Annotated in this window: 16 protein-coding genes; 10 read left to right on the forward strand and 6 right to left on the reverse strand. The window is 73.5% G+C overall.

Annotated features, from left to right (window positions below; translation table 11 throughout):
- Nucleotides 1-356: 356 nt before the first annotated feature.
- Both E8D37_RS11740 and E8D37_RS11745 read left to right on the forward strand, forming a co-directional pair.
- Nucleotides 357-1,646: a citrate synthase gene (locus E8D37_RS11740; protein ID WP_136569944.1), complete on the forward strand. Its 1,290-nt coding sequence runs from the start codon at nucleotides 357-359 to the stop codon at nucleotides 1,644-1,646.
- Between the two features lie 97 nt (nucleotides 1,647-1,743).
- Nucleotides 1,744-2,400: an HAD family phosphatase gene (locus tag E8D37_RS11745; RefSeq protein ID WP_136569945.1), complete on the forward strand. Its 657-nt coding sequence runs from the start codon at nucleotides 1,744-1,746 to the stop codon at nucleotides 2,398-2,400.
- Between the two features lie 39 nt (nucleotides 2,401-2,439).
- Here E8D37_RS11745 and E8D37_RS11750 read toward each other — a convergent pair whose 3' ends face one another.
- Both E8D37_RS11750 and E8D37_RS11755 read right to left on the reverse strand, forming a co-directional pair.
- Nucleotides 2,440-2,877: a hypothetical protein gene (locus E8D37_RS11750; protein ID WP_136569946.1), complete on the reverse strand. Its 438-nt coding sequence runs from the start codon at nucleotides 2,875-2,877 to the stop codon at nucleotides 2,440-2,442.
- A 60-nt stretch (nucleotides 2,878-2,937) separates the two neighbouring features.
- The gene (locus E8D37_RS11755) at nucleotides 2,938-6,120 is read right to left on the reverse strand and encodes a collagen-binding domain-containing protein (RefSeq protein ID WP_168929730.1); all 3,183 of its coding nucleotides are present in this window, start codon (nucleotides 6,118-6,120) and stop codon (nucleotides 2,938-2,940) included.
- Nucleotides 6,121-6,445: 325 nt separating this feature from the next.
- On the opposite strand from E8D37_RS11755, the gene E8D37_RS11760 reads away from it, so the two are divergent.
- From E8D37_RS11760 to E8D37_RS11780, 5 genes are all read left to right on the forward strand, one after another.
- The gene (locus E8D37_RS11760; protein ID WP_136569948.1) at nucleotides 6,446-7,909 is read left to right on the forward strand and encodes a trypsin-like peptidase domain-containing protein; all 1,464 of its coding nucleotides are present in this window, start codon (nucleotides 6,446-6,448) and stop codon (nucleotides 7,907-7,909) included.
- Nucleotides 7,910-8,275: 366 nt separating this feature from the next.
- A complete protein-coding gene (locus E8D37_RS20565; RefSeq protein ID WP_136569949.1) occupies nucleotides 8,276-9,244 on the forward strand; it encodes a HAMP domain-containing sensor histidine kinase in 969 nt (322 codons plus the stop codon).
- The gene (locus E8D37_RS11770) at nucleotides 9,237-9,983 is read left to right on the forward strand and encodes a response regulator (RefSeq protein ID WP_136569950.1); all 747 of its coding nucleotides are present in this window, start codon (nucleotides 9,237-9,239) and stop codon (nucleotides 9,981-9,983) included. The genes E8D37_RS20565 and E8D37_RS11770 overlap by 8 nt, the downstream gene beginning before the upstream one ends.
- A 577-nt stretch (nucleotides 9,984-10,560) precedes the next feature.
- Nucleotides 10,561-11,799: an ATP-binding protein gene (locus E8D37_RS11775; protein WP_136569951.1), complete on the forward strand. Its 1,239-nt coding sequence runs from the start codon at nucleotides 10,561-10,563 to the stop codon at nucleotides 11,797-11,799.
- Entirely contained in the window at nucleotides 11,780-12,454 is a 675-nt protein-coding gene (locus tag E8D37_RS11780; RefSeq protein ID WP_136569952.1) for a response regulator transcription factor, read from the forward strand. The genes E8D37_RS11775 and E8D37_RS11780 overlap by 20 nt, the downstream gene beginning before the upstream one ends.
- Here E8D37_RS11780 and E8D37_RS11785 read toward each other — a convergent pair.
- On the reverse strand, nucleotides 12,424-13,107 hold the full coding sequence (locus E8D37_RS11785; protein ID WP_136569953.1) for a LuxR C-terminal-related transcriptional regulator: 684 nt from the start codon (nucleotides 13,105-13,107) through the stop codon (nucleotides 12,424-12,426). The two genes, E8D37_RS11780 and E8D37_RS11785, sit on opposite strands and share 31 nt — an antisense overlap.
- Nucleotides 13,108-13,921: 814 nt before the next feature.
- On the opposite strand from E8D37_RS11785, the gene E8D37_RS11790 reads away from it, so the two are divergent.
- The 3 genes from E8D37_RS11790 to E8D37_RS11800 are packed head-to-tail and all read left to right on the forward strand — an operon-like array spanning nucleotide 13,922 to nucleotide 17,233.
- Nucleotides 13,922-15,136: an ATP-binding protein gene (locus E8D37_RS11790; protein WP_136569954.1), complete on the forward strand. Its 1,215-nt coding sequence runs from the start codon at nucleotides 13,922-13,924 to the stop codon at nucleotides 15,134-15,136.
- Nucleotides 15,102-15,800: a response regulator transcription factor gene (locus tag E8D37_RS11795; RefSeq protein WP_240770364.1), complete on the forward strand. Its 699-nt coding sequence runs from the start codon at nucleotides 15,102-15,104 to the stop codon at nucleotides 15,798-15,800. The genes E8D37_RS11790 and E8D37_RS11795 overlap by 35 nt, the downstream gene beginning before the upstream one ends.
- Nucleotides 15,797-17,233 (forward strand): sugar transferase, encoded by a 1,437-nt coding sequence (locus E8D37_RS11800; RefSeq protein WP_240770365.1) that lies wholly within the window; start codon nucleotides 15,797-15,799, stop codon nucleotides 17,231-17,233. Before E8D37_RS11795 ends, E8D37_RS11800 begins: the two co-directional genes overlap by 4 nt.
- Nucleotides 17,234-18,465: 1,232 nt before the next feature.
- On the opposite strand, the gene E8D37_RS11805 is transcribed toward E8D37_RS11800, so the two are convergent.
- From E8D37_RS11805 to E8D37_RS11815, 3 genes are all read right to left on the reverse strand, one after another.
- Complete coding sequence (locus E8D37_RS11805) at nucleotides 18,466-19,149, reverse strand: hypothetical protein (protein WP_136569957.1); 684 nt, start codon at nucleotides 19,147-19,149, stop codon at nucleotides 18,466-18,468.
- On the reverse strand, nucleotides 19,146-23,180 hold the full coding sequence (locus tag E8D37_RS11810) for a PKD domain-containing protein (RefSeq protein ID WP_136569958.1): 4,035 nt from the start codon (nucleotides 23,178-23,180) through the stop codon (nucleotides 19,146-19,148). Before E8D37_RS11810 ends, E8D37_RS11805 begins: the two co-directional genes overlap by 4 nt.
- A 153-nt stretch (nucleotides 23,181-23,333) precedes the next feature.
- A complete protein-coding gene (locus tag E8D37_RS11815; protein WP_136569959.1) occupies nucleotides 23,334-24,554 on the reverse strand; it encodes a hypothetical protein in 1,221 nt (406 codons plus the stop codon).
- Nucleotides 24,555-24,691: the final 137 nt, after the last annotated feature.

The raw sequence follows: 24,691 nt of genomic DNA on the forward strand, positions 1-24,691 counted from the left end.
GACGTCTGACGAACACGGCCCGGATCGCACCTGTCGGCGCCCGAGGGGCGCCCGGCTCACGTCCGGATCTGCACTCCGACCGGGGAGGTCGGGGCGCGGCAGAAGTCGCGACCAGCAAGACTACGCAGCGGCCCGCCGCACGTCCAAACGGGGACGACGGCGTGCGCGACCCACGCCGGTCCAGTCTGGCGCGGCGCGGCGCTCCCCCGGCCGCGGGGCCCCGGCCGGCGTCCTCGAGCCCCTCGTGACTGCGCGAGCGCGCGCGAGGCCGTGAGGCCGTGAGCAGCGGTTCCGGCGCCCGCGACGTGGGACACCCGCTACCGGTGCGTACGTGGCGGGGGATACAGTCCCGCAACGTGACCGAATCTCTGACCGTCCGAGACAACCGCACCGGGCAGGAGTACGACGTCCCGATCACGGACGGCACCATCCGCGCCGCCGATCTCGGGAAGATCAAGGCCTCCGACGAAGCGCCCGGTCTGGCCGTGTACGACCCCGGTTTCGTCAACACCGCCTCGTGCCGCAGCGCCGTCACCTACATCGACGGTGACAAGGGCATCCTCGAGTACCGGGGCTACCCGATCGAGCAGCTGGCCGAGCACTCCTCGTTCCTGGAGGTCGCGTACCTGCTGGTCCACGGCCACCTGCCGACCAAGGAGCAGCACGACGCCTGGGTGCACGAGATCACCTACCACACGTTCGTGCACGAGAACGTGAAGTCGTTCATGCAGGGCTTCCGCTACGACGCGCACCCCATGGGGATGCTCATGGCGTCGGTGGGGGCCCTGTCGACGTTCTACCCCGAGTCGCGCGACATCAGCGACGAGCAGAACCGGCACATCCAGATCGTCCGGATGATCGCCAAGATGCCGACGCTGGGCGCCTGGTCCTTCCGCCACGCCCAGGGCAAGCCGTACGTCTACCCGGACAACGACCTGTCCTACACCGGCAACTTCCTCTCCATGCTCTTCAAGATGAGCGAGAGCAAGTTCGACGCCGACCCGCGCCTGGTCAAGGCCCTGGACACGCTGTTCATCCTGCACGCCGACCACGAGCAGAACTGCTCGACCAACGCGGTCCGCTCCGTCGGCTCCTCGCAGGTCGACCCGTACTCCGCCGTGGCCGCCGGCATCGGCGCCCTCTACGGCCCGCTCCACGGTGGCGCCAACGAGGCCGTGCTGCGGATGCTCAAGCGCATCGGCAACAAGTCCGAGATCCCCGCCTTCATCGAGGGCGTGAAGTCGGGCAACGAGCGCCTCATGGGCTTCGGCCACCGCGTGTACAAGAACTACGACCCGCGCGCCACCATCATCAAGAAGGCCTGCGACGACGTCTTCGAGGTCACCGGGGTCAACCCGCTCCTCGAGATCGCCCAGGAGCTCGAGAAGATCGCGCTCGAGGACGAGTACTTCGTCAAGCGCCGCCTCTACCCGAACGTGGACTTCTACTCGGGCCTGATCTACGAGGCCTTCCAGTTCCCGCCGGAGATGTTCACCGTCCTCTTCGCCATCGGCCGCACCCCGGGCTGGCTGGCCCAGTGGAGCGAGCTGGTGACCGACAAGGAGCAGAAGATCGCGCGCCCGAAGCAGATCTACACCGGCGACCGGACGCTGCAGTTCACCCCGGCCTCCGAGCGCTGGGCCTGATCCCCGCCTCCTGCCGGACGCACCCACCGGCCCCGGACGACCTCGTCGTCCGGGGCCGGTGGCGTTCCCGGGCACGGTGCTCGGGGAGGATGGCCGCATGAGCGTCTCCCCTCCCCCCGGCCCCTCGGCAGGCTCCTCGGCCGGTCCTGCCGCCGTCCGGGGCGTCGTCTGGGACCTCGGGAACGTCCTGGTGGACTGGGACCCCCTCGCGGCCATCGCCGCCGGGGTCGGCGAGGAGCGGGCGCGGGCCTTCCTCGCCGCCGTCGACTTCCACGCCTGGAACCACGCGGCGGACGCCGGCCTCGACTGGGACGCCAACGAGGCCCGGCTCGCCGCCGAGCACCCCGAGTGGGCGGACGCCGGCCGTGCCTACCGTCGCCACTTCGCCGCCTCGCTGCGCGGCGAGGTGCCCGGCACCACCGCCCTGGTCCGGGCGCTGCACGCGGCCGGGGTCGGCCAGTGGGGCCTCACGAACTGGAGCAGCGAGCTGTACCACCCGCACGCGCCGCGGCACGAGGCCGTCGCGCTGCTGCGCGACGTGGTCGTCTCCGGGGACGTGGGCCTCGCCAAGCCCGACCCGAGGATCTACGCGCTCACGGTCGCCCGCACCGGCCTGCGCGCCGACGAGCTGGTGTTCGTGGACGACCGGGCGGACAACGTCCGCGCCGCCGAGGCCGCCGGGATGGTGGGCGTGGTCTTCACCGACGCGGGGTCCCTGCGCGAGCGGCTCGGGGCGCTGGGCCTCCCGGTGTGAGGGCCTGCCGGTGTGAGGCGCCCGCCGGCATGAGGCGCCTCAGAGCCCGGAAAGGTCGTCCGGGATCTCGATCTCGCCGATGCTGTCCTCGGTGAGCAGCCCGTCGGGGTCGATCCGCGGCGGGACGGCCGCCAGGGCCGCCTCCACGAGCGCGATGCGCGCCTTGAGCACCAGGCCGCGCTGGAGCCGGCCCACGCCGTCCAGGCCCTCCTCGACGGCCGCGCGCACCTGCTCCTCGGTGAAGGTCGGCCGCGTGCCCGGCTCCACCTCGACGTCCGGGAGCGCGGTCAGCACGGGCAGCACCTGGTCGGCCAGGCCCGCGAGCAGCTGGTAGCGCCCGAAGCGGCCGAGGTCGTGCCAGACGTCCTCGACGTCGCGGCCGCCCTTGCGCACCTCGCGCTGGCCGGCCAGGACGCTCTTCGCGGCGCCCTCCATGGCCCGGGTCATCTCGTTCTCGGTGAAGCGCACGGGCCCCATCCTCCCACCGCCCTGAACGGGCCGGGGAGGACGGGGCCCGTCCTCGCTGCTGGTGCTTCCTCAGCCGCGCAGCCGCACCGCGGTGCTCACCGCCGGGCCGCGCTTCGGGTCCACCACGACGGTGGCCTTGCGGCTGCCCGTGCGGACCGCCTTCCGGCCGGCCGCGGTGAGCTTCAGCGTCACCTTCTTCGTGCCCGAGGGCGTGAGGGTCGTGGTCCCCCGCGCCAGCGTGCGGCCCGACGCGCGCACCGTGACGGTGCTCGTGCCCATCACGGAGGACAGGACCCGGACCGACACGGTGCGGGCCGTGACGGCCGCCGTGCGCGGCACGGCCACCGTGGCGGTGCCCGGGCGGACCGTGAGGGTCACCGTCGAGGCGTTGTTCGCCGGGTCGGCGTCCTCGGAGGTGGAGTCCACGCGGGCGGTGTTGTCGATGCTGACGGGGCTGGAGGTGCCGACCGACTCCACGGAGGTGCGGTCGCCCAGGCAGTAGAGCGTCAGCGTGCCCGTGGCCGCCGTGTCGGAGGTGTTGCGCAGCTGGAAGGCCCGCGTCTTGATCCGCGGGTCGTTGCCGAGCGAGACCAGCCCGTCACCGAGGTTCCAGGAGGCGAGGACGCCCTTGGCGTCGTCCGCGCAGATGACCTGCTCCTCCACGCTCGAGCCGGCCGGCACCGTGACCGTCCGGGTGACCGTGCTGAACACCAGGTCGTGGGTGTGCCCCTGGACCGCGCTGGTGGTCGTGTGCAGGCAGTTGGCCGAGACCGTGATGGTCGAGGCGGACGGCACGTCGAACGTCCAGGACCAGCCGCGCGCCCCGGTGGCCTCGGAGGCGACCAGCGTGGCGACGCCGCCCGAGGTGTTCCAGCCCGGCGCCACCGGCGTGGTGCCGGTGGTGCACGTGGCAGTGAGGGTCGTGCGCCCGGCGTCCACCGTGGCGGTGGAGGTGGCCGGGGTCGAGTCGACCTCGAGGTCGTGGACGTGGCCGTTGCCGTGACCGGTCTGGCTGTCGGCCTCCGCGGTCTGGGCGGGCAGGCAGGCGATGAAGACCTTGGTCTGCGCCCGGCCGGTGGCGTCGTTGCGGATGATCGCCTTGTAGGTGTGGGTGTCGCTCGCGGCGGACCACAGCGTCTTGACGTCGGTCTCCGTGCCGGTGCCCTGGTCGACGTGGTCGACCCGGACGTTGCCGTCGGACAGGATGCCGCCGTCGGTGCAGGCCACGCTGACGGAGCGGGTCTCCCCCGCCTCAAGGTCGACCTGCTGCTCCACCTTGTAGGGGGTCAGCCAGTGGTAGGCCTGCGGGTTGGGCGAGGTGCCGGCGCCGGCGGTCGGGTCCACGGTCACGGAGACCGGGCCGACGACGAGGCTGTCGCCCGCGGCGACGTCCCCGAGGTCGCAGGTGAGGACGCGGGAGGCGAGGGAGCAGCCCGGGTAGCTCACGCCGTTCGGGGTGACGCCGTCGGGCAGCGGGTCGGTGAGGACCACGTCGGTCGCGGCGCGCGAGCCCAGGTTGCTCACGGTGAAGGAGTAGCTGATGACGTCCCCGCCCTTCGGCGAGGCGTCGGAGACGGTCTTGTTCACCGTGATGTCCGAGCGCGGGTTCGGGTTCGGCGGGATGCCACCCGTGTCCGGGCCCGGGGTCGAGGTGCTCGTGGACGTCGTGGCCGCGCTGCTCGACGTCGCGGCGCTGCTCGAGGTCGCGGCGCTGCTCGAGGTCGCCGCGCTGCTCGAGGTCGCGGCGCTGCTCGACGTGGCGGCGCTGCTCGACGTGGCCGCGCTGCTCGACGTGGCGGCGCTGCTCGACGTGGCGGCGCTGCTGGACGTGGCCGCACTGCTCGACGTGGCCGCACTGCTCGAGGTCGCCGCGCTGCTCGAGGTCGCCGCGCTGCTCGAGGTGGCGGCGCTGCTGGAGGTGGCGGCCGTGGAGGACGCGCTGCCGGAGCCCGTGGTGGGCGCGTCGATCCAGTGGACGGCGTAGTGCGAGATCGCCCGCAGGCCGCCGTTCTTCATGATCACCGGGTAGGAGAACGTGATGCTCGTGGGGTACGGCTCGGCCTCGTAGACCGTCCGCGGGCCCAGGCCCTGCTTGATGGAGCCGGCCTTGACGCAGTAGTAGTCGATGACCTTGCCGGCCGGCGCGTCCACGGTGACCGTGAGCGGCTCGCCCGTGGTGTCGATCTTGCCGGAGCTGAGCCCGTCGCAGACCGAGTCCGCGGTATCGGCACCGATGACGTCGGGCAGGCAGACCGTGGCCGGGAACGTGTTGACGTGCGTCTCGCGCTGCGAGGTGAACGACTTCGCGATCATCTGGCCGATCGTGTGGCCGGCGCTGGTGACCGAGACCGCGGCGTCCGGCGCGAGGACCGTGCCCAGGAACGCGCTGCCGCCCGAGATGGTGAGCGAGGTGGTGTCCGCGGCGTTCCACAGGATGCCCGCGTAGTCGCTGCCCTTGAGGGCGTCGGAGGCCTGGCTGAAGGAGCCGTTCGTGCCGACGCGGAACTCGGTGCTCGTGGTGCCGAGCGTGACGTCGCCGCTGGGCAGGTTGATGATCGCGGTCGAGCCCTTCGGCACGTCCACGTCGATGGAGCCGTTCTGCAGGCCCGCGAGCTGGGCGGCCGTCACGTCGAAGACGTTGTAGTCGCTGCCGGTGCCGGTGAGGACGAGGCGGTACTTGGCGCCGTTGTCGACGGACACCCGCTGCGTCGTGCCCGTGACGTCGAGGCCGTCGAGCGCGGAGGACAGGGTGCGCAGGTAGTTGAAGGAGGTGGCGACGTCGACGGGAGCGTCGGTGAGCAGGCTGCCCTTGGTCGAGGCGCTGCCGTTGAAGTTGACGGTGCCCTGCTTGTCGCCGACCCAGGCGGAACCGCCCTGGACGTTGACGGTGGTGCCGGAGGCCAGGGTGTCGACGGACAGCACGGCGTCGCTCTTCTTGACTCCGGTCAGCCCGGCGCCCACGTCCATCGCCGAGCCGCTCAGCGTCCCGCCGACCGCGACGCTGCCCTCGGACTCGGCGGTCCGGTAGGAGCTGCCCTCGACGAACTCGGTCCAGCCGGTGGCGTCACCGAGCAGCTGGTCGACGTCCGTGCAGGACGCGGCGGTCAGGCTCGCGTTCCCCGTCGCGTCCGCGGACCCGACCAGGGCCGGGGAGATCGCGACGGCCGCGGCGACGACCAGTCCGGTGAGCGCGGCGATGCGGCCGCGGGTGGAGCGCCGCGGCAGCGCGGCGCCCTCGTAGGTGTGTCCCATGTGCTGTACGCGTCCCTCGTACTCGTGCCCCTCGGCCCCCGGCGTCCTCCCAGGACAGGGGCCTCCTGAGGAGAACCTGTCACAGTCCGGGCCCGCCTGTCTGCCGGGTGCACAAGTTGTTACCGGTCCGTGGACGAGCGGATCATCTCGGGCCCTCCGCCCGGGCCTGCGGGACCTTCGTCCCGACCACCGGACCAGCACGTTCGGCAATGCACGGTCGTTCCCGCGCCCCTCGCGCGGCCTCGCGTGACCTCGGACACGTCGACGGCCGAGATCTGCGCCGGGTCTCAGCCTCGTCACAGCAACGCCCGGCACCATCCTCCGCATGAGCAGCACCCCCCCGGACCCCCCGCAGGACGACGACGCCCAGCGGAGCTACCCCCGCTACCCGAACTCCAACCCCTACTCCTCGCCGGAGCAGGGGCCCGTGAGCGACGAGACGCAGCCGCTCCAGGCGTCCCAGCCCGCGCAGCCCGCGTCCTCCCAGCCCGCGTCCTCCCAGCCCGCGCAGCCGACGGACGCCCCGCCCGCCACGGGCGGCGCCGAGCCCACGGTGCAGCTGCCCACCGGCGCGGCCCCCTACGACGCGTCCACCTACCAGCCGGCCCCGCACACCACCGCCTACGGCGAGGCCGCCTCGCCGACCGCCGTCGCGACCGCCCCCGCGCCCTCGCGGCGCCGGCGGGTGCCGTTCGCCGCCGCGGTCGTCGCGACGTCCCTCGTGGTCGGTGCTGCGGCCGGCTTCGGCGGTGCCGCCGCCTGGTCCGTGCTCGGGGACGACGACGACTCCGCCGGGAGCGCCTCCACCTCCCAGGTGGTCCAGAGCGACGACACGGACTCCTCCACGATCGAGCAGGTGGCCTCGAAGGTGCTGCCCTCCGTCGTGATGATCGAGGTGACGGGCTCCTCGGAGTCCGGCTCGGGCTCCGGGATCATCCTGTCCTCCGACGGGGAGATCCTCACGAACAACCACGTCGTGGAGGTCGCCGGCGACAACGGCACCATCACCATCGACTTCAACGACGGCAGCCACGCCCAGGCCACCGTCGTCGGGACCGACCCGCTCACCGACACCGCGGTGGTCAAGGCCGAGGGTGTCTCCGGCCTGACCCCGGCGGACATCGGCGTCTCCTCCGACCTCAAGGTCGGCGAGGGCGTGGTCGCGGTCGGCTCCCCCTACGGCCTCGACGCCACCGTCACCAGCGGCATCGTCTCCGCGCTGGAGCGACCCGTCGACGTGGGCTCGGACGACCAGGGCAACGCCACCGTCTACCCCGCCATCCAGACCGACGCGGCGATCAACCCGGGCAACTCCGGCGGCCCGCTCGTCGACCTCGAGGGCAACGTCGTCGGCATCAACGCCTCGATCCAGACGGCCTCCTCCTCGTCCGCCTACGGCACCACCGAGGAGGGCGGCTCGATCGGCCTCGGCTTCGCGATCCCGATCGACGAGGTCTGGCCCGTGATCCAGCAGATGATCAAGGGCGAGACGCCGACGCACGCCAAGCTGGGCATCTCGGTCTCCGACGTCCAGGACTCCACCTCCAGCGTCGACGGCGCCCAGGTGCAGTCCGTCAACGACGGCTCCACCGCCGGCGAGGCCGGGCTGAAGGCCGGGGACGTCATCACGAAGGTGGACGACACGCAGATCACGAGCGCCGACTCGCTGGTGGCGACCATCCGCTCCTACCGCCCGGGCGACCAGGTGACGATCACCTACGAGCGCGACGGCACGGAGGGGACGGCCACGCTGACCCTCGACTCGGACGGCGACGACTCCGGCTCCTGAGCCGGCGCCCGCGCACCGCGGGCCCACGATCCCGACCGGTCCTGGTCCCACCGGTCGTGGTGAGGAGCGAGGCCCCGCCCCGGCAGTCGCCGGGACGGGGCCTCGTCCGCTCTCTCCTCGGTAAACATGCGTTCTCCACTGTCCCGCCGTCGGCGACCGCCCGGGAACTGTCCCCAGGCCCCGTGTGCGTCCGTTTCGGTCACCCACGACCCGGGCAGGAGTGACAGGACACGCTGGACGGCGCGCAGGCGCGCGATCCGGCGACATCGACGATCCAATGGGGGGATCACGCATGGGACCTGCTTCTTTTCCTGACAGAGCGCACCGACCGGGAGGTGCTCGGGGCCGGACCGGGCGGGTCGCCGCATGACCCGGCTGACCCTCGGCCAGGCCCTGCCCGGCCCCGTGCTGCCCGTTCCCCCGCCCGCGCTGGACCTGACGCTCGGCCTGGCCGCGGTCGCGGCCGTGCTGTCCCGGACGACCAGGACACGTGTGCTCTCGCTGGCGCTCCTCCTGGGCGCGCTGTGGCTGCGCGTGCCGCAGGCCCTGGCCGATCCCGACCACGCCGGCCTGGCCCCCGCCCTCACCATCGCCCTCGGCGCCCTCCTGGCCGCCGGGGAGACCTGCTGGCGCCGCCGCTGCCTGCGCGCCACCCGCGCGGACGCGTCCGCCGCCGAGGCCGCGACCTGGCACGAGCTCCGCTCCATCTCGGCCGGGCTGGCCGGCGTCGCCGAGCTCCTGCGCGACCCGGGGCTCCCCGCGGCCGAGCAGCCCCGGCTCACGGCGCTCCTCGTCTCGGAGGCGCAGCGGCTCCAGCGCCGCACCCGGTTCCCCGACTCGTCCGGGCGCGCCCTCGACGAGCCGCCCGGCTGCCAGGCCGAGGTCGACGTCGTCCTCGACACCCTCGTCACCAGTCACCGCGCGCGCGGCATGGACGTGTCGTGGCAGCCCGTGGGGACGCGGGCGGCGGTCTCGACCGACGCGCTGAGCGAGATGGTCGGGGTCCTGCTGGACAACGCGGCCCGGCACGCCCCGGGGGCCCGCGTCGGCGTCCTGACCGCCCGGGACGCGGCCACGCTCCGGATCACCGTCGCCAACGACGGTCCCCCGGTGCCCAGGACGCTGGCTCCCCGGCTCTTCTCCCCCGGCGTCCGGGGTCGGGCGACGGGCGGCTCGGGCATCGGCCTGGCCGCGGCCCGGTTGCTGGCCCGCAGCGGGGGCGGCGACCTCCGCCTGGCGGGCAACGGCCGGGCCGGCGTCCGCTGGGAGCTGACCCTCCCGGAGGCGTCCGCGGTGACGTCGCCCTCCTCGTCGGAGGTCGACGTCGATGCCTGAGCGCACCATCGTCGTGATCGACGACCACGGCGTCTTCGCCGAGGCCCTCGAGCTCTCGCTGTCCCTGCGTGGCCACCAGGTCGACCGTCTGGACCCGGGGCGGCTGGCCTCGCTGGACGCGCTGGTCCGGGCCGTCACCCACCGGTCCGCCGGCCTCGTCCTCCTCGACCTCGACCTCGGCCCCCTGGGCAGCGGCCTGGGTGCGATCCGCCCTCTCGCGGCGGCGGGCACGGCGGTGCTCGTCGTCACCGGCGACGACGACCGGGCCCGGTGGGGCGAGTGCCTGGCCGCGGGCGCCCGGGGAGTGGTGCACAAGGGCGTCGCGCTCCCCGACGTCCTGCGCGCGGTGCGACTCACGCTCGAGGGACGCCCCGTGCACGAGCGGGAGGAGCGGGCGCGTCTGCTCGCCGCGGCAGGGGCCCGCCGCGCGGACGACGGGGAGACGCACCGCCGCCTCCAGTCCCTCTCACCGCGGGAGCGGGTCGTCCTCGCGCACCTGCTGGCGGGGCGGACGGTGGCGGAGGTCGCGTCGCTCGAGACGCTCTCGGTCGCGACCGTGCGGACCCAGGTGAAGGCCGTCCTCGCGAAGCTGGGCGTCTCCTCACAGCTGGCCGCCGTCGGTCTCGCCCACCGGGTCGGGTGGCGGGGACCCCGTACCACGACGGGTATCCCGAACCGGGGAGGCAAGAGGTCACGCGTGTCCACTGGAACAGAATTGGGCCGATCCCCACACTCGTAGCCCGACTGGGCCGTGAGGCCGTGAGCGGCCCGTGTCCGGAAGCGGTCAGCGCCGGCGGCGCCCCGGCAGCGAACTCCCAGAGCCGACCAAAGCCTTCCCTCGAGCGGGCATTCGCGCAGGCCAGACGGCTTTGCTGCCAGGATCGTCCGGACAGCAAACGCTCTCGGTGGTCGTGAGAGCACCACCATCGGGGCCCGCACCTCGGGTGGTCCAGCCATCCGGGGAGGGGCTCCCGATGAACCTGAATCCTGTGGACGTGCGTGCGCCATTCCGTTCCGGACCGGCGACTGAAAATAGTAGTCAGGTGACCCTCACCAGGAGTTTGCTCAGTGTTCTCGTCGTGGACGAGATCGGCGCGGGCCGGGACGGGACAGCACAGGCACCGCGCACGTGGATGGATCGGCCGTGGGACCGGCCGGAAGTGGGGGGACGAGATGACGGTCGAGGTGCGCCCTGAGGGGCTCCACCCGACGCCGTCGACCGGGGGGCCGCGGGACGCGGTACGCCGGCCGGACGGCGCACAGCAGGCAGCGCCGGCAGGCCCGCGCGGCCGACGGCGCAGCGGTGAGGTCCGGTCGTGCTGACGACCCTGCCGCCCCCGCCGGTGCTGCTCCTGGACGTGGCCGTCGACGGACTCCTCCTCGGCGCACTGCTCTCCCGCTCGCGACGCTCCGCCTCCGCCTTCCTGGTCGGTGCCGTCGCTCTGCTCTGCTACCGCCGGAGCGTGGTCGGCTCGTCGCTGACGATGCTCGACCCGCTGGCGCTGCACGTGGCGGTCCTGGGCACCCTGGTGCTGGCCGCGCAGATGGTGCGCCGCCACCGCGAGGCCGCAGAGGCCGACGACCTCGAGGAGCTGGACGCAGCCGCCCTGGCCGCTGTCGGCCCGGGGGTCGAGCACCCCGACGCCGCCCCGGAGCTGCTGGCCCTGCACGAGGTGCGGTCCATCTCCGCCGGCCTGGCGGGTGCGGCCGCACTCCTGTCGAACCCCGAGATCGCGCCCGAGGCCCGGGACCGGATCTCCGTCCTCATCACGAGGGAGGCCATGCGCCTGCAGCGCCGCCTCGAGCGCAGCGGCTCCGAGGCCTCCGACCAGGCGTCCCGGACCGAGCTCGACCGGCTCCTCGCCGACCTGCTGCTCAGCCACCGCGCCCGAGGTCGGGACGTCAGCGCCGCCGTCTCCTCCCTGGAGCTGGCCGCTCCGGCGGACGACGTCGCCGAGATCCTCGGCGTCCTGCTCGACAACGCGGCCGCGCACGCTCCGGGAGCCCGGGTCGACGTGCGGGCGACCCGCGTCGGCGACGTCGCGGTCGTGCGCGTCAGCGACGACGGCCCGGGGGTCGAGCCCGCCGTGCGCCGGGCGGTCTTCATGCCCGGCGTCCAGCGCGCCGGCTCGCCCGGGCAGGGGCTCGGCCTCGCCTCCGCCCGGTGGCTGGCCATGCGTCACCAGGGCGACCTGCGCCTGCTGCCCACCGACACCGGCACGACGTGGGAGCTCGTGCTCCCGCTGGTGCCCGGCAGCTTCCCGGAGAGGCCGGCGCCCGCGCCCGCTCGACCCCGCACGACGCGGCCGCGTGCGGTCGCCGCGGAGACGTCCCCCATGCCGACGATCCTGCCGGCCGCCGTCCTCGAGGCCTCCGCCGCCCGGACGGCCACCCCGCCCACCGTCGTCCTCACGGCCCCCACGGGCCCCCGCGGCCACGGGTTCCCCGTCGGCCACCCGTCCACCAGGCAGCCGGAGCGCGCCACCGCCCACCCGCGGACCCCCGGCAGCCGCACCACGGAAGGAGGGCCGCACCATGGCCTCCCCGCACGCTGAGCTCGTCGTCCTCGTCGAGGACCACCAGCTCTTCGCCGAGGCGCTGGAGCTCGCGCTCCAGCTGCGAGGCCACACCGTCAACCGGGTCCTGCCCGCCGAGGCCTCCTCGGTGCGCGGCCTGGTGGACGAGGTGCTGCGCCGACGCCCCGGCCTGGTCATGCTCGACCTGGACCTGGGCCCGGTCGGCAACGGCGTGACCGCGGTCGGCCCGCTCGTCCAGGCCGGCGTCGACGTCATCGTCGTGACCGGTGAGCACGACGAGCTGCGCTGGGGCGAGTGCCTGGCCGCCGGGGCGCGGACCGTGCTGCCCAAGTCCTCCTCGCTGCCCTCGATCATGAGCGTCGTCCGCCGGGTGATGGCGGGCGTGCCGGTGATGGAGGTCGCCGAGCGCGAGCGCCTGCTCGGCGCCGCGCGAAGGCGTCAGGTGCAGGAGCTGGCGACCCTCCAGCGGCTCCAGCTGCTCTCGCCCCGCGAACGGGTGGTGCTCGGGCACCTCATGGCCGGACGGACCGTCACCGAGGTGGCCGCGGCCGAGACGCTCTCCCCCGCGACCGTGCGCACCCAGGTCAAGTCGATCCTCGGCAAGCTCGAGGTCTCCTCGCAGGTCGCCGCAGTCGGGATGGCCTACGGCGTCGGGTGGTCCGCGCCCAGGTGAGGCACCGTGAGCCGGTGCGCGTCCTCGCGCAGCGACTCGACCAGGAGCACCGCCTTCACGCGATCGGTCACGCCCAGCTTGCGCAGCACCTGCTTGAGCATGGTGCGGGCGGTGTGCTCGGCCAGCTCGAGTGAGTCGGCCATGGCGCGCGCGTCCTCGCCGGCCACGAGGGCGTCGAGGACGTCGCGCTCGCGTGAGGTCAGGCCGGCCAACCGGGTCACGGCGTCGCGACGCTGCTCGTCCAGGAGGTACCAGCCCGGCCGGGCGCGCTGGGCGACGCCCTCCGGGTCCCACTCGGCGCCGTCCTGCCCGACGAGCTCACGGAGCAGGTGGACGAGGCGGTCCAGCGAGGCACCCACGACGACCGTGGCGCCGCGGTCGGCCAGGGGGCGCGCGGCAGCACCGGGATCGTTGGAGGACGAGACCAGCCACGGGACGGTGGGCTGCTGCTCCAGCACCCACATGAGCTCGGCGAGCACGTCGTCCACGGCCAGGGAGCCGATCCAGACCCCCACCTGGGCACGCATGCTCGACAGCTGGGTGCGGACGCTCTCCTGCGTGCCGCGCGGCCGCAGGCCCAGGGGCCGGGCCAACGCGCCGTGGTGCCTCAGCCCGACGACGACGGTCTCCTGGACCAGTCGCTGGTCGGACACGACTGCCACTCGAGGACCCGAGGCCTCTGCGTCGAGCATGTGACGTCACTCCATCTCGACGGTCGGCGCCGGGGGCGGGCGGGCGCGGACCGTGGGGGTCGGGGGCACGGGTGCTGGGAGACCCGTGTTCGGGGGCGGACGAGGCGGACAGGGGTGGGGCAGGGGCTGTGCTCGGTGCTGCCGGTGGTGGTCAGTGTGACTGATGGGGCGACCAGATCCAGCGAGGCACGCAGGATGCCGAGCGGGGCGGCACGGCATCGGCCGACGATCACCGAATCTGGGGAACCGGCGCACGTCGGGGCCCCATCTTGACCCCATCCTGGCAATCCTGGGACGTCCATCCCAGGAGTGACCCCTGTATTGGGGATGAGCCGGGCGCGCCGACGACGGACACTCCCACCCCCGCTGACCAGGACGTTTCCTCCCCGATCCAGCCGTGAAGCCCTGTTCCGGGTGCCCTGCGGTGACGAAGGACGCGTTCCTCCCCCGGCCGGACACGCGCCCGTCACCTGCCGGTCACCGGCGTCCCGGGCCCCGGGCGGGCACCCACGGGGGCGGGCACGGTCACCCCGCTCCAGCCCGTCCCGGCAGGTCGTCGCGGCCGCCCGCCCGGACGGGCACGGACCCGGGCGAGGAGCCCCTTCAGCCCCGGCGCCCGGTTGACGGTGGCACCCGTTCCCCTGGTGCTCACCAATCCTGGGTAAGTCGCTGCACGCCTCCGGCAGACCCCTCCTGACGCTCCAATACTCGCTGACGAGGGGGGACGACGGCGTCCGCTGCCCCTCGCACAGCACGACGAGGGGGGGGTCCCGACATGTCCGAGGCAGAGCAGTCCCGCACGGCCCGGGACGGGCGTCGCCCCTGGCGTCGGGCCTTCGTGCCGAGCCACCGCGCCCGACCCGTGGCCGTGGCCGCGGTGACCGGGCCGCGTGTCGCCGGCGCCGCCCCGACTCCCCTCCCCTCGCCCGTCGTCGCACCGCTCGCAGCGGCCGAGACCACGCCCGTCGACGTGCCCGCGTTCCCCGCCGTCCCCGTCGTGGACGCCGAGACCGCCGCCGGCGCTCCCGAGGAGGCGGCCGCCGAGCCGCTTCTCGACGCGGCCACCGGCCCCTCGGCCGGTGCCGTGCCCGCGTGCGGTCAGGGCCGCATCCGGGACCTCACGCTCGTCGCCGTCGCGGTCGTCGCGGCCGCCACCGTCGCGGTGCTCCTGCCGAGCGCCGGTCGGCCCGCCGTGTTCGTGGGGATCGTCGGCGTCTCCCTGCTCCTCGCCCTCGCCGTCGTCCGCACCCGGCATCTCTCGCGGCTCGTCGAGGAGACCCACGGCGAGCAGGGGCGGCTCCTCTCCGAGCTCCGCCGGCTGGACGACGTCATGCGCGGGGAGCGCACCCGCCTGCACGAGATCAACGCCATCGCCGCCGGTCTCGCGGCCGCCGCACGGCTGCTGGACGACGACCGCGGCCTCGGCCGCGAGCGCGTCGACCGCCTGCACCGGATGATGCACGCCGAGGCCGACCGTCTGCACCGCCTCGTGGACCCCGGCCGCCGGCCCGAGCTGATGCCCGTGCACGTCGCCGCCGTGGCCTGGCCCGTCGTGGCCCGCCTGGCCGCTGCCGGGCACCCCGTCTCGCTCCTGTGCGACGAGACCACCACCGTCCTCGCCGACCCCGACGTGGTCGCCGAGGTGCTCAGCATCCTGCTCGAGAACGCCCACCAGCACGCTCCGGGCAGCCCGGTGCGCGTGCAGGTCTCCACCGGCCGTGACGGTCGGGTCGAGATCGCGGTGCAGGACGAGGGCCCGGGTGTCGACCCGGCCGTCGCTCCCCGGCTGTTCGGCTGGCGGGTGCGTGGCGCGTCCTCGACGGGGCAGGGCATCGGCCTGTACTCGGCGCGCGAGCTCGTACGACGCCAGGGCGGGGACCTGCGCGTCGAGACCGGTACCGGCGGGAGCAGCTTCGTGCTCAGCCTCCGCGATGCAGCCAGGAAGGAGGCCTCGCGTGGCGACACCCGCCGCCCTGGCCACGTCGCGTAAGGACTACCGCGTCGTCATCATCGAGGACCACGCGCTGTTCGCGGAGGCCCTCGAGCTCACCCTCTCCATGGAGGGGTACACGGTCCGGCGCTACCAGCCGGCCCAGGGAGCGACGACCGCGTCCTTGCTCAGCGCCATCCAACGGATGCGCCCTCGGCTCATCCTGCTCGACCTCGACCTCGGCGCCTCCGGCGACGGCTCGCGCCTCATCAGCGGCCTCGCCCGGACCGGCGTGGACGTCGTCGTCCTGACCGGGGAGCCCGACCACGGCCGCTGGGGCGAGTGCCACGCCCAGGGCGCCCGCAAGGTCGTGCCCAAGCACGCGTCCCTCAACGAGATCCTCGCGACCGTCCGTCGCGCCCACCAGGGCCTGCCCCTGCTGGCGGCGGGCGAGCGGGAGGCCCTCGTCCGGGCCTGGCAGAACGGACGCGCGGAGCACGCCGAGTCCCAGCGCCGGCTCGACCAGCTGACCCCGCGCGAGCAGCAGGTCCTGCGGCGGCTGATGGACGGGCGCACCGTCCGTGACGTCGCCACCGAGGACATCGTCGCGGAGGCGACCGTGCGGACCCAGGTGAAGTCGATCCTGGGCAAGCTCGGCGTCTCCTCCCAGCTCGCCGCGGTCGGGCTGGCCCACCGCACCGGATGGAAGGGGCCCCGCCCGTGACCGACACGTCCGCCCTCGAGACCGGCCCCGTGCACGTCGGGCACGCCCAGCCGTCCACCCGGCGCGAGGTCACCCGGCCCCGACCCGTCCTCGTCCAGCCCGCGCAGCGCACGCCCGCCCGGGCGCGTGGCCTCCAGCGGCGCTGGCTCCCGCTGCTCGACCTCCTGGTCCTCGTGCCGGCGCTCCTCGGGACCCGTGCCCTGCTCGGCGGGCCCCGGCTCGCCGATCTCCTCGGCATGACGCTCTCGTGGCTCGTCGTCCTCGGCCTCCACGGCTGCTACCGGCGCTCCATCGCGCGGCACCGCCGGATGACGACCGAGCACGTCCTGGCCGCCGCGGGGTCCTTCGGCCTCCTGCTGTGGGCCGGCGCCGCGCTCGACCTCGTCGACCCGGTCGGACCTCGCCTCGCCGGCGCCCTCGCCGTCACCATCCTCACCAGCCTCGCGGTGCACCTCGCCGCGACGTTCGTGGACAAGCCGCGCCGGCTGGTCGTCCTGGGCGAGGACTCGCTGCTCGGTGCCGCCGAGGAGGTCGTCAGCAGCCACCCCGGCTGGGAGCACGTCGGCTCGTACGGCCTCGAGCCGCGGGCCGCCGACTCGTCCTTCCTCAGCGACGCGCCCGAGGTGGCCGTCCAGCGTCACGCCGACGCCGTGCTGGTGCTGCCCGGCACCGACCTCGACGCCGCGTCCCTGCGCAGGCTCGCCTGGTCGCTGGAGTCCGCCGGGGTCGAGCTGATCCTCGGCACCGGGCTCGTGGACGTCGCCCAGCGCCGCGCCCAGGTGACCCAGGTCGGCGGCTGGTCGCTGCTCCACGTCCGCCACGCCCAGCGTCGTGGCGTCGCCGGCGTCGCCAAGTCGCTGCTCGACCGCGGCGCCGCGGTGGGCCTCCTCGTCCTCCTCGCGCCGCTCCTCGGCTGCCTGGCGCTGGCCGTGCGGCTGGACAGCCGCGGCCCGGCCCTGTTCCGGCAGGAGCGGGTCGGCCGCGACGGCCGCACCTTCACGATGCTCAAGTTCCGCTCCATGCAGGTGCCCGGGGCCGTCGCCGTCGACCTGAAGAACGAGGCCGACCCGGACAGCCCGCTGTTCAAGATGCGCCGCGACCCGCGCGTCACCCGCGTCGGCCGCTACCTGCGGCGCTACTCGCTCGACGAGCTCCCGCAGCTCGTCAACGTCCTCCGCGGCGACATGTCGCTCGTCGGGCCGCGCCCGGCGCTGCCGTCCGAGGTGGCCACCTACCGCGAGGACGCCCGCCGCCGGCTGCACGTCCGCCCGGGCCTGACCGGCCTGTGGCAGGTCTCCGGCCGCTCCGACCTCAGCTGGTCCGAGAGCGTCCGGATGGACCTGCTCTACGTCGACAACTGGTCGTTCGGCCTCGACCTCTCGATCCTCGGCCGGACACTCTCCGCGGTGCTCTCCCACCGCGGCGCCTACTGACCCTCTCCGCTCCATCGCAGCCCCCGCACCACCGCTCCTCCGTACCTCCCGTTCCACCGCACCGCTCCTCATCACCCACGGACCACCTGTCGGCTGGCACCGTCCCGGCCGGACGACAGGTCCGCCCGCGCCCCATCGCGGTCGGAGACGCAGGCCCGACGATCCCTCCCGGTCGTCGGGCCTGTGGCATGTCCGGACCCGCCCGCCGGCTGAGGTGCCCCGGGGTGGGCGGTGTGCCAGCAACCGAACCGCGCGCCGCACCGGTTGCCCAGCCACCGCCCACCGGCCCCACCGCAGACCAGCGGTGCCCCACCAACCCGCCCAGCCTCACCACCGGTTGCTCACACACCGCCCCACCAGCCGCGGGACGTCATACACATCGGCCCCACCACGCACCCGGCCGTATGACGTCCCACAGCTCGCCCGCCAGGCCGGCTCGGCCCTCGACCGCAACTCGGGCCCGCCCGTAGGTGCCCCAGCAACCGAACCGCACCCCCCAACGGTTGCTCAGCCACCGCCCACCGCAGCCACCGAGGACCAGCGGTGCCCCACCAACCGCACGGCGCCCCGCAGGGGTTGCTGGCGCACCGCCCACCCCAGCCACCGCCGACCAGCGGTGCCCCAGCAACCGATCCCCCGCCCACACCGGTTGCTGACGCACCGCCCACCGACCACCGGGACGTCATACACATCGGCCCCACAACGCAACCGGACGTAGACGTCCCCACAGCTCGCCCGCCAAGCCGACACAGCCGCCACGCGCGACTCAGACCCACCGCAGGTGCCCCACCAACCGATCCGCACCCCCCAACGGTTGCCCAGCCACCGCCCACCCGACCCACCGAGGACCAGCGGTGCCCCACCAACCGCACGGCGCCCCGCAGGGGTTGCTGGCGCACCGCCCACCCCAGCCACCGCCGACCAGCGGTGCCCCAGCAACCCGCCCCGGCCCGCCGAAGGTTGCTGACGCACCGCCCACCCCAGCGCGCGCCGACCAGCGGTGCCCCAGCAACCGATCCCCCGCCCACACCGGTTGCTGGCGCCCGGCCACCGACCACCGGGACGTCATACACATCGGCCGTACAACGCACCGAGACGCATGACGTCCAGCAGCTCGCACTCCGCCCCACCCCGCAGAACGTTGCTCACACACCGCTCAACACCGGCCCGGACGCACACGAGCCCCGTGCCGAGGGGCACGGGGCTCGTGGGTGGTCCGGGGACCGGGTGGATCAGGAGCTGGCGGGGATCTTCACGATCCAGCAGCCGGTGGCCTCGCCGGCGGTGGCCCGGAGGGTCCAGGTGCCGGGGCTGGCGAGGGTGATGTCGACGCTGTAGTACCGGTACCCCTCGATGGAGGCCGGCTTGTCGACGGTGACCGTGTCGGTGGGCTCACCGGACTGCGTCGCGGTCATGGTGAGCTCGTTCTTGGCCACGGTGCCGGGAACGACGTACAGCGACAGGGTGCGACCGTTGTCGGTGTAGGTGTCCTTCCAGGCGGCGACGGCGTCGCTGAACGAGCCCGCCGCCAGCCCGCCGGAGCGGACGTTGTCCTTGCCGGTGGTGGCCATGCAGCGCTCGGCGGAGCTGCCGGCGATGTTCGCCAGCGTCTTCGCCTGCTTCTTCTCGGCAGCCGAGGTGCCGGTGCCGGACGAGGCGGAGCCCGCCGTCCCCGACGACGACCCGGCCGAGGCCGAGCCGCCGTCGGAGGCGGAGGACGCGGACGAGGAGTCGCCGGACGCCGACCCGCCGGCCGTGCCCTCCTCCCCGGCCGCGGCCGAGGAGGAGGCGCCGGCGGACGTGGTGGCGTCCGCCCCGGCCTCGGCGCTGGTCTCCGCGTCGCTGCCGCAACCGGCGAACGAGAGCAGGAGCGTCACGCCGAGGGCCGCAGCCAGCGAGCGGGTCCGGCCGGTCACGACGCGGGCCTCAGGCTGACGGCCCAGGAGATGCCCCGCGAGGAGGCGTCCGAGGTGGCCGTGGCGCCCGACGTGGTGCCGGCCGAGGAGGCCGGGCCCGAGTCGGCGAGGAGGGCGGTGATCCGGCCGCTGTTGCTGCCGTACACCTCCTCACGGGTGGTGACCCCCGAGGGAGCCGTCCAGTCCGTGGTGGCCGACGACTTGTCGGTCCACGTCTGGACGAGCCAGCCACCGCTGACCTGCGACACCGACGGCGTCGTGTGGGACGTCGTGGAGGTGTCCGTGGCGGAGTCGGCGTCGACCACCGGGTCGCTGGTGTCCACGCCGCTGTAGGCGGAGAGGACCAGGGCGGACTTGATCTGCGACCCCAGCGCCGTCGTCACGTCGGAGCCGGCGTCGGCCGCGGTGGCCGTCTTGGTCCAGACGTAGGACTCCAGCGAGCCGTTGGTCTCGGAGGAGACCACCGTCCAGCCCGAGGGCGTCGTCGGCACGGTGCCGCTGACGCCGTAGCTGCCCACCAGCACCAGCTGGTCGCCGGCGGAGACCGCCGAGGGCACCGTCACCGACGGGTTGGCCCGGTTGTAGGCCGCGGAGACGGAGCCGACGAAGCCGATGTCGGAGGCGGTCGAGCCGCCGCCGCCGGTGGAGCCACCGGAGGCCGGGGTGAGGCTCAGCGCCCACGAGATGCCTCGCGAGGAGGCGTCCGTGGTCGCCGTGGCGCCCGAGGAGGTGCCGGTGGAGGTGACCGACGAGTCGGCCACGAGCCCGGTGATACGGCCGCTGTTGCTGCCGTAGAACTCCTCACGGGTGGTGACGCCGGACGGAGCGGTCCAGTCGGTGGTGGCCGAGGACTTGTCGGTCCAGGCCTGCACCAGGAGCCCGCCGTCGGTCACGGACACCGACGGCGTCGTGTGGGACGTCGTGGAGGTGTCCGTCGAGGACGCCACGTCGGTGACCGGGTCGCTGGTGTCCACGCCGCTGTAGGCGGTGACGGACAGCCCCGACTTGGTCTGCGAGCCCAGGGCGGTGGTCACCGACGCGCCGGCGTCGGAGGCCGTCGCCGTCTTCGTCCACACCGAGGAGACGAGCGAGCCGTTGGTCTGCGAGGAGACCAGGGTCCAGCCCGAGGGCGTGGACGGCGTGACGCTCGCACCGTAGCTGCCCACCAGCACGAGCTGGTCGCCGGCGGAGACCGCCGAGGGCACGGTGATGGACGGGTTCGCGTTGTTCGCCGTGGTGGAGGCCGAGGCCACGTAGGCCACGTCGGAGGACGAGCCCCCGCCGCCACCGGTCGGTGCGGTCACGGTCACCGTGCGGGTGGCCGTGTCGGTGGCGCCGTCGTCGTCGGTCACCGTGAGCGTCACCGTGTAGGTGCCGGCGGCGCTGTAGGTGTGCGAGGCGGAGACGCCGGTGCCGGTCGAGCCGTCACCGAAGCTCCAGGCGTAGGACGCGATGGAGCCGTCGGAGTCGCTGGACCCGGACCCGCTGAAGGAGCAGGTCAGGTCCGTGCAGCTGGCGGTGCTGGCCGCGGTCGGGTCGGCGTTGGTGGTGCTCGCCGCCCAGGGGCTCGGCACGAGGGCGTGGGCACGCCAGTCGACGCTGCTGTTGACCGCCGCGAGCGTGCCGGACGGCGTCGAGGTGCTGAAGTTCAGCTTGCTCAGCGCGCCCGTCGATGAGTTGACCACGTACAGGACATCGCCCGCCGCCATCAGACCCTGAGTGCTCGAGAACGAGACACCGGAGACGGTCATCGTGTTCTCCACGGCACCGACGATCCCGCTGTCGGGCGTGAACCAGCGCCAGTACAGGTTGTTGGAGCCGGAGAGCGTGTAGTAGATCCGGTGGTGGGCGTAGGTCATCCCCGTGACCGAGGAGAGCTGGCCGTAGAAGCCGACGGTCATGCCCTCGTAGGTGCTGCCGGAACCGTTCTGGACGTCGTCCCACTTCGTGGAGTGGTACGGGTCGACGACGGTCGGGGTGCCCAGGCCGGTGCTGGTGATGGCGGCCGAGTACATCGTGCCGGTGCTCGAGCCGTACCAGAGCTTGCCGCCCGCGATGAACGCTCCGCGCACGGTGCTCCAGTCGATGCCCTGCGTGTCGACGGACGTCGGCGTGCCGGCGGTGGTCCCGTCGAAGGCGACGGACTTGAGGGTGCTGGCCGCGGCCACCGGGGCGGCCTTGTCGGTCCGCACCAGCTCGATCGCGTTCACGAGCGGGTTCTCGGTCTGGTGGCTGAAGCTCACCGTGATCGAGCCGTCGCTGGTGACGTTGAACGTCTTCTCGACGGCCGTCTGGTCGGCACCGGCCGCGGCGACGATGTCGAACTTGCTCAGCACGGTGGAGCCCTCGACCTGGACGTCGAAGACCCGCTGGCCGACGGCGCTCGTGCCGGAGTACCGGTTGGCGAAGTAGAGGCGAACCTGGACCGGGACGCCGGCGGTGACCGGGAAGGTGTAGGTCAGCTTCGGGCTGTCCGAGGTCGAGTACTCCTCGGTGTCGAAGACCGCCGCCGGCGTGCTGCTGGCCACGGTCGAGCCGAGGGTCGCAGACGGGCTGTAGGAGGCGCTGTACGCGGAGCCGGACCGGTAGGTGCCGTCCGCCTCCCAGGCCGGGCCGCCGTCGATCGACGGCACCGCGGAGCCGCCGGCGTTGACGCGGTACAGGACGTTGCCCTGGTCGACGGCGGTCGAGCCGCCGAGGAGCACCTGGCTGGTCAGGTCGTTGTCGCTGGAGTCGGCCAGCGAGCTGCCCCCGGCGAGCGGGAACTCCGCGATGCGCTTGCGGACGTACTCGTAGTTGCCGATGTACTCGGTGTCGTAGCCGAGCCAGAGGCCCGTGCTGGTGTCGAGGAAGTCGTAGATCGCGACGCCGCGCGGGTTGCGGCCCGGGTTCCAGGCGACGGGCAGGCCGGTCTCGTTGTCGACGGCGGCGAGGCCCGGACGGGCGACGGCACCCTGGCCGGCCTTGTCGGCGGCGCTGGGGTTGTTGAGCCAGCGGAGGTGGCCGCCGACGTAGGTGACGTCGTCGGTGATCTCGTTGGCCCAGGTGGTGTCACCACCGGTGTAGTCCGTCCAGGTCGGGGTGATGGCCTGGCCCGTGGCGCCGAGCTCGAAGCGGGAGACCGAGTCGCACAGCGAGCCGGCGTTGTAGCCGCCGGTCGTGGTGACCGCGACCCAGGTGCCGTCGGGCGAGATGTCGAGGCCGCGCATGTAGCTGTCGAAGGCGAAGTTGTAGCAGGCGGCGGTGTAGCCGTTCGTGTTCCAGTTCGGGTTGACGCTCACCGTGGAGCTGGTGGTGTCGTACACGACCATCTGGTCGCGTGTGTAGCCGTCGACGGTCTTGAAGTTGCCGATCGCGACGATCTGGCTCGAGTTCGCGACGACGTCCTTGACGCCGACGGCGCCGTTGGAGCCCGACGTACCGGTGTAGTTGTGGTGGCCGGTCAGCTGCGAGTTGATCCACGTCTCCAGGGCACCGGTCGTGGCGTTGAGGCTGACGAGCCCGCTGTGGGTCTCGCCACCGACGGTGTCGAAGTTGCCGCCGACGATCAGGTGGGTGCCCTGCTGCCACAGGGCGTTCACCTTGCCGTTGAAGGCCGGGCCGGAGAACGAGGTGACCAGGGCGCCGGTCGAGACGTTGAGGAGGGCCACGCGGCGTGCCGTCGCGCCGTTGATGGTCTTGAAGGACCCGGCGACGTAGACGGTCCCGGAGGTCGGGCCGGCCATCACGTCCTCGACCGTGCCGTCGAGCACCGGGTTGAAGGTGGTGCTGACGACGCCGGTGTTCTCGTTGAACGCGACGAGGTAGGTCCGGCTGATTGTGGCGCTGCTGCCCGCCGAGCTCACGCTCGTGAAGGTGCCGCCCGCGATCATCGTGGTCCCGACCTCGGCGATGGCGTTCACCTCCCCGTCGTTGATGTTCGGGGTGGTGGCGGGCACCGTGGAGGGCACCGCTGCCTGCGCGCTGGTGAGCGCGGGGACGACGAGCGCCGGCATGAGGGCGCAGAGCAGTGCTGTCAGCAGGAGCAGCACTGGACGTGACGATGCAGGGCGGAACGAACTTCGGGCTCGGGCCACGGCGGATTCCCCTAGGAGGAGGGCGTGCCCGGGGGTCGGGCACGCGAGCGATGCGACCCGGCAAGGTTCGTGGTCAGGCGGTCCCCGACGACGAGTTTGCGTGCTGGCTTACCCGAAACTGGGGACTACCTTGCTCAGGACCCGACTGGCGCGCAGCCGTCGGAAGCCCTTGAGCGCGCTCGCCGTCGTGTCGATCGTGACGTCCCCCGCGACCGCCGCGACGGGGCTGTCGAAGTAGATCATCGCGTCGAGCGCCGGCGCCTGGGCGAGCTGACGCGCGAGCCGCCGCATGAAGCGGCCCTTCCAGCCGGCGTGGCCCGGCCGTTCGCCGATGCCCCACTCGGCGAGCATGAGCGGCTTGCTCGCGTGGTGCCGACGGGCCCAGCGGTAGAAGCCGCGCCAGTCGGTGCCCCAGTGCCGGTTGATCAGGCCCTGGAGGCCGCCCGGGTCGTACCCGCCCAGGTCGGCGGCCATGTAGGGGTCGTAGGCGATCCAGTCGACGTAGGCGTTGCCCGGGTACAGGTTCTTGAACCAGGCCTTCTGCACCCAGCCCTGGAAGCCCATGTAGTTCATGACCCACACGACCTGGTCGGCGCCGACCTCGTCGAAGACGTCCTCCACGTGGCGGTACATCGCGCGGTAGTCCCGCGCCTGGTACCCGCTGCCGCTCGTGGCGACCACCTCGTCCTCGGGCTCGTGGTGGACGGTGAGGAACATGGGGCGGTCCCAGTGCTTCTTGAGGTAGCGGGCCTCGGCGCGCAGCCGGGCGTCCGCGGCGCCGTTCGCGACCTGGCGCCAGGTGTAGCCGTCGTCGGGTTTCCAGTTGGCGAACAGGAGGCGACGACCGGCCCCGCGGTTGAGGGCGTGCCGCTGCCCCCGGCTGGGGAACAGGGAGTCCCCCCGCGAGTAGAAGTGCACGACCCCGAGCCGACCGCCGGACTGGCGCTCGAACCGCTTCACGGCGGCGTTCCACGTCTCGTGCCCGTGCGGGTGCACGTAGGCACCGGTGAGGACGCCGCCCGGGCACCGCGGCACCAGCTTCCGGGTGAGCCGGCACCCACCGGCGGCCGCGCGCAGGCCGCCGGTGGCGGTGCGGGCCGAGGTGCCGGACGTCGTGCCGTCGGCCGCGGCGGTCGGCGCACCCGGCAGCAGGGCGAGCACGAGGCACGCGGCGGCGAGCAGCACCGCCCGCCGGACACCGCGTGGGGCGGTGGCGCGGGGGGTGGGGGCGTCGGGGACGGGATGGGCCGAGCGCGGGGCGCGCGGCCGGCGGGACGCGGGGCGGCGGGCGTCGGGGGCCGGCCTCTCCGCGTGCTGCTGGTCTTCCATGGGTCGGGCTCCTGGCGGTGGGCCGCCGGCCCGGGGTCGAGGTCGGCGGTCGTGGCTGGGCTGGGGGTGGATCGTGTTCTCAGGTGTTCACCTGTTGTCATCCGCCATTTCTGGTTGGCTGACGTGGCGGGTGAGGC

It is taken from the genome of Nocardioides sp. GY 10127, assembly GCF_004919085.1.
Classification (GTDB): domain Bacteria; phylum Actinomycetota; class Actinomycetes; order Propionibacteriales; family Nocardioidaceae; genus Nocardioides.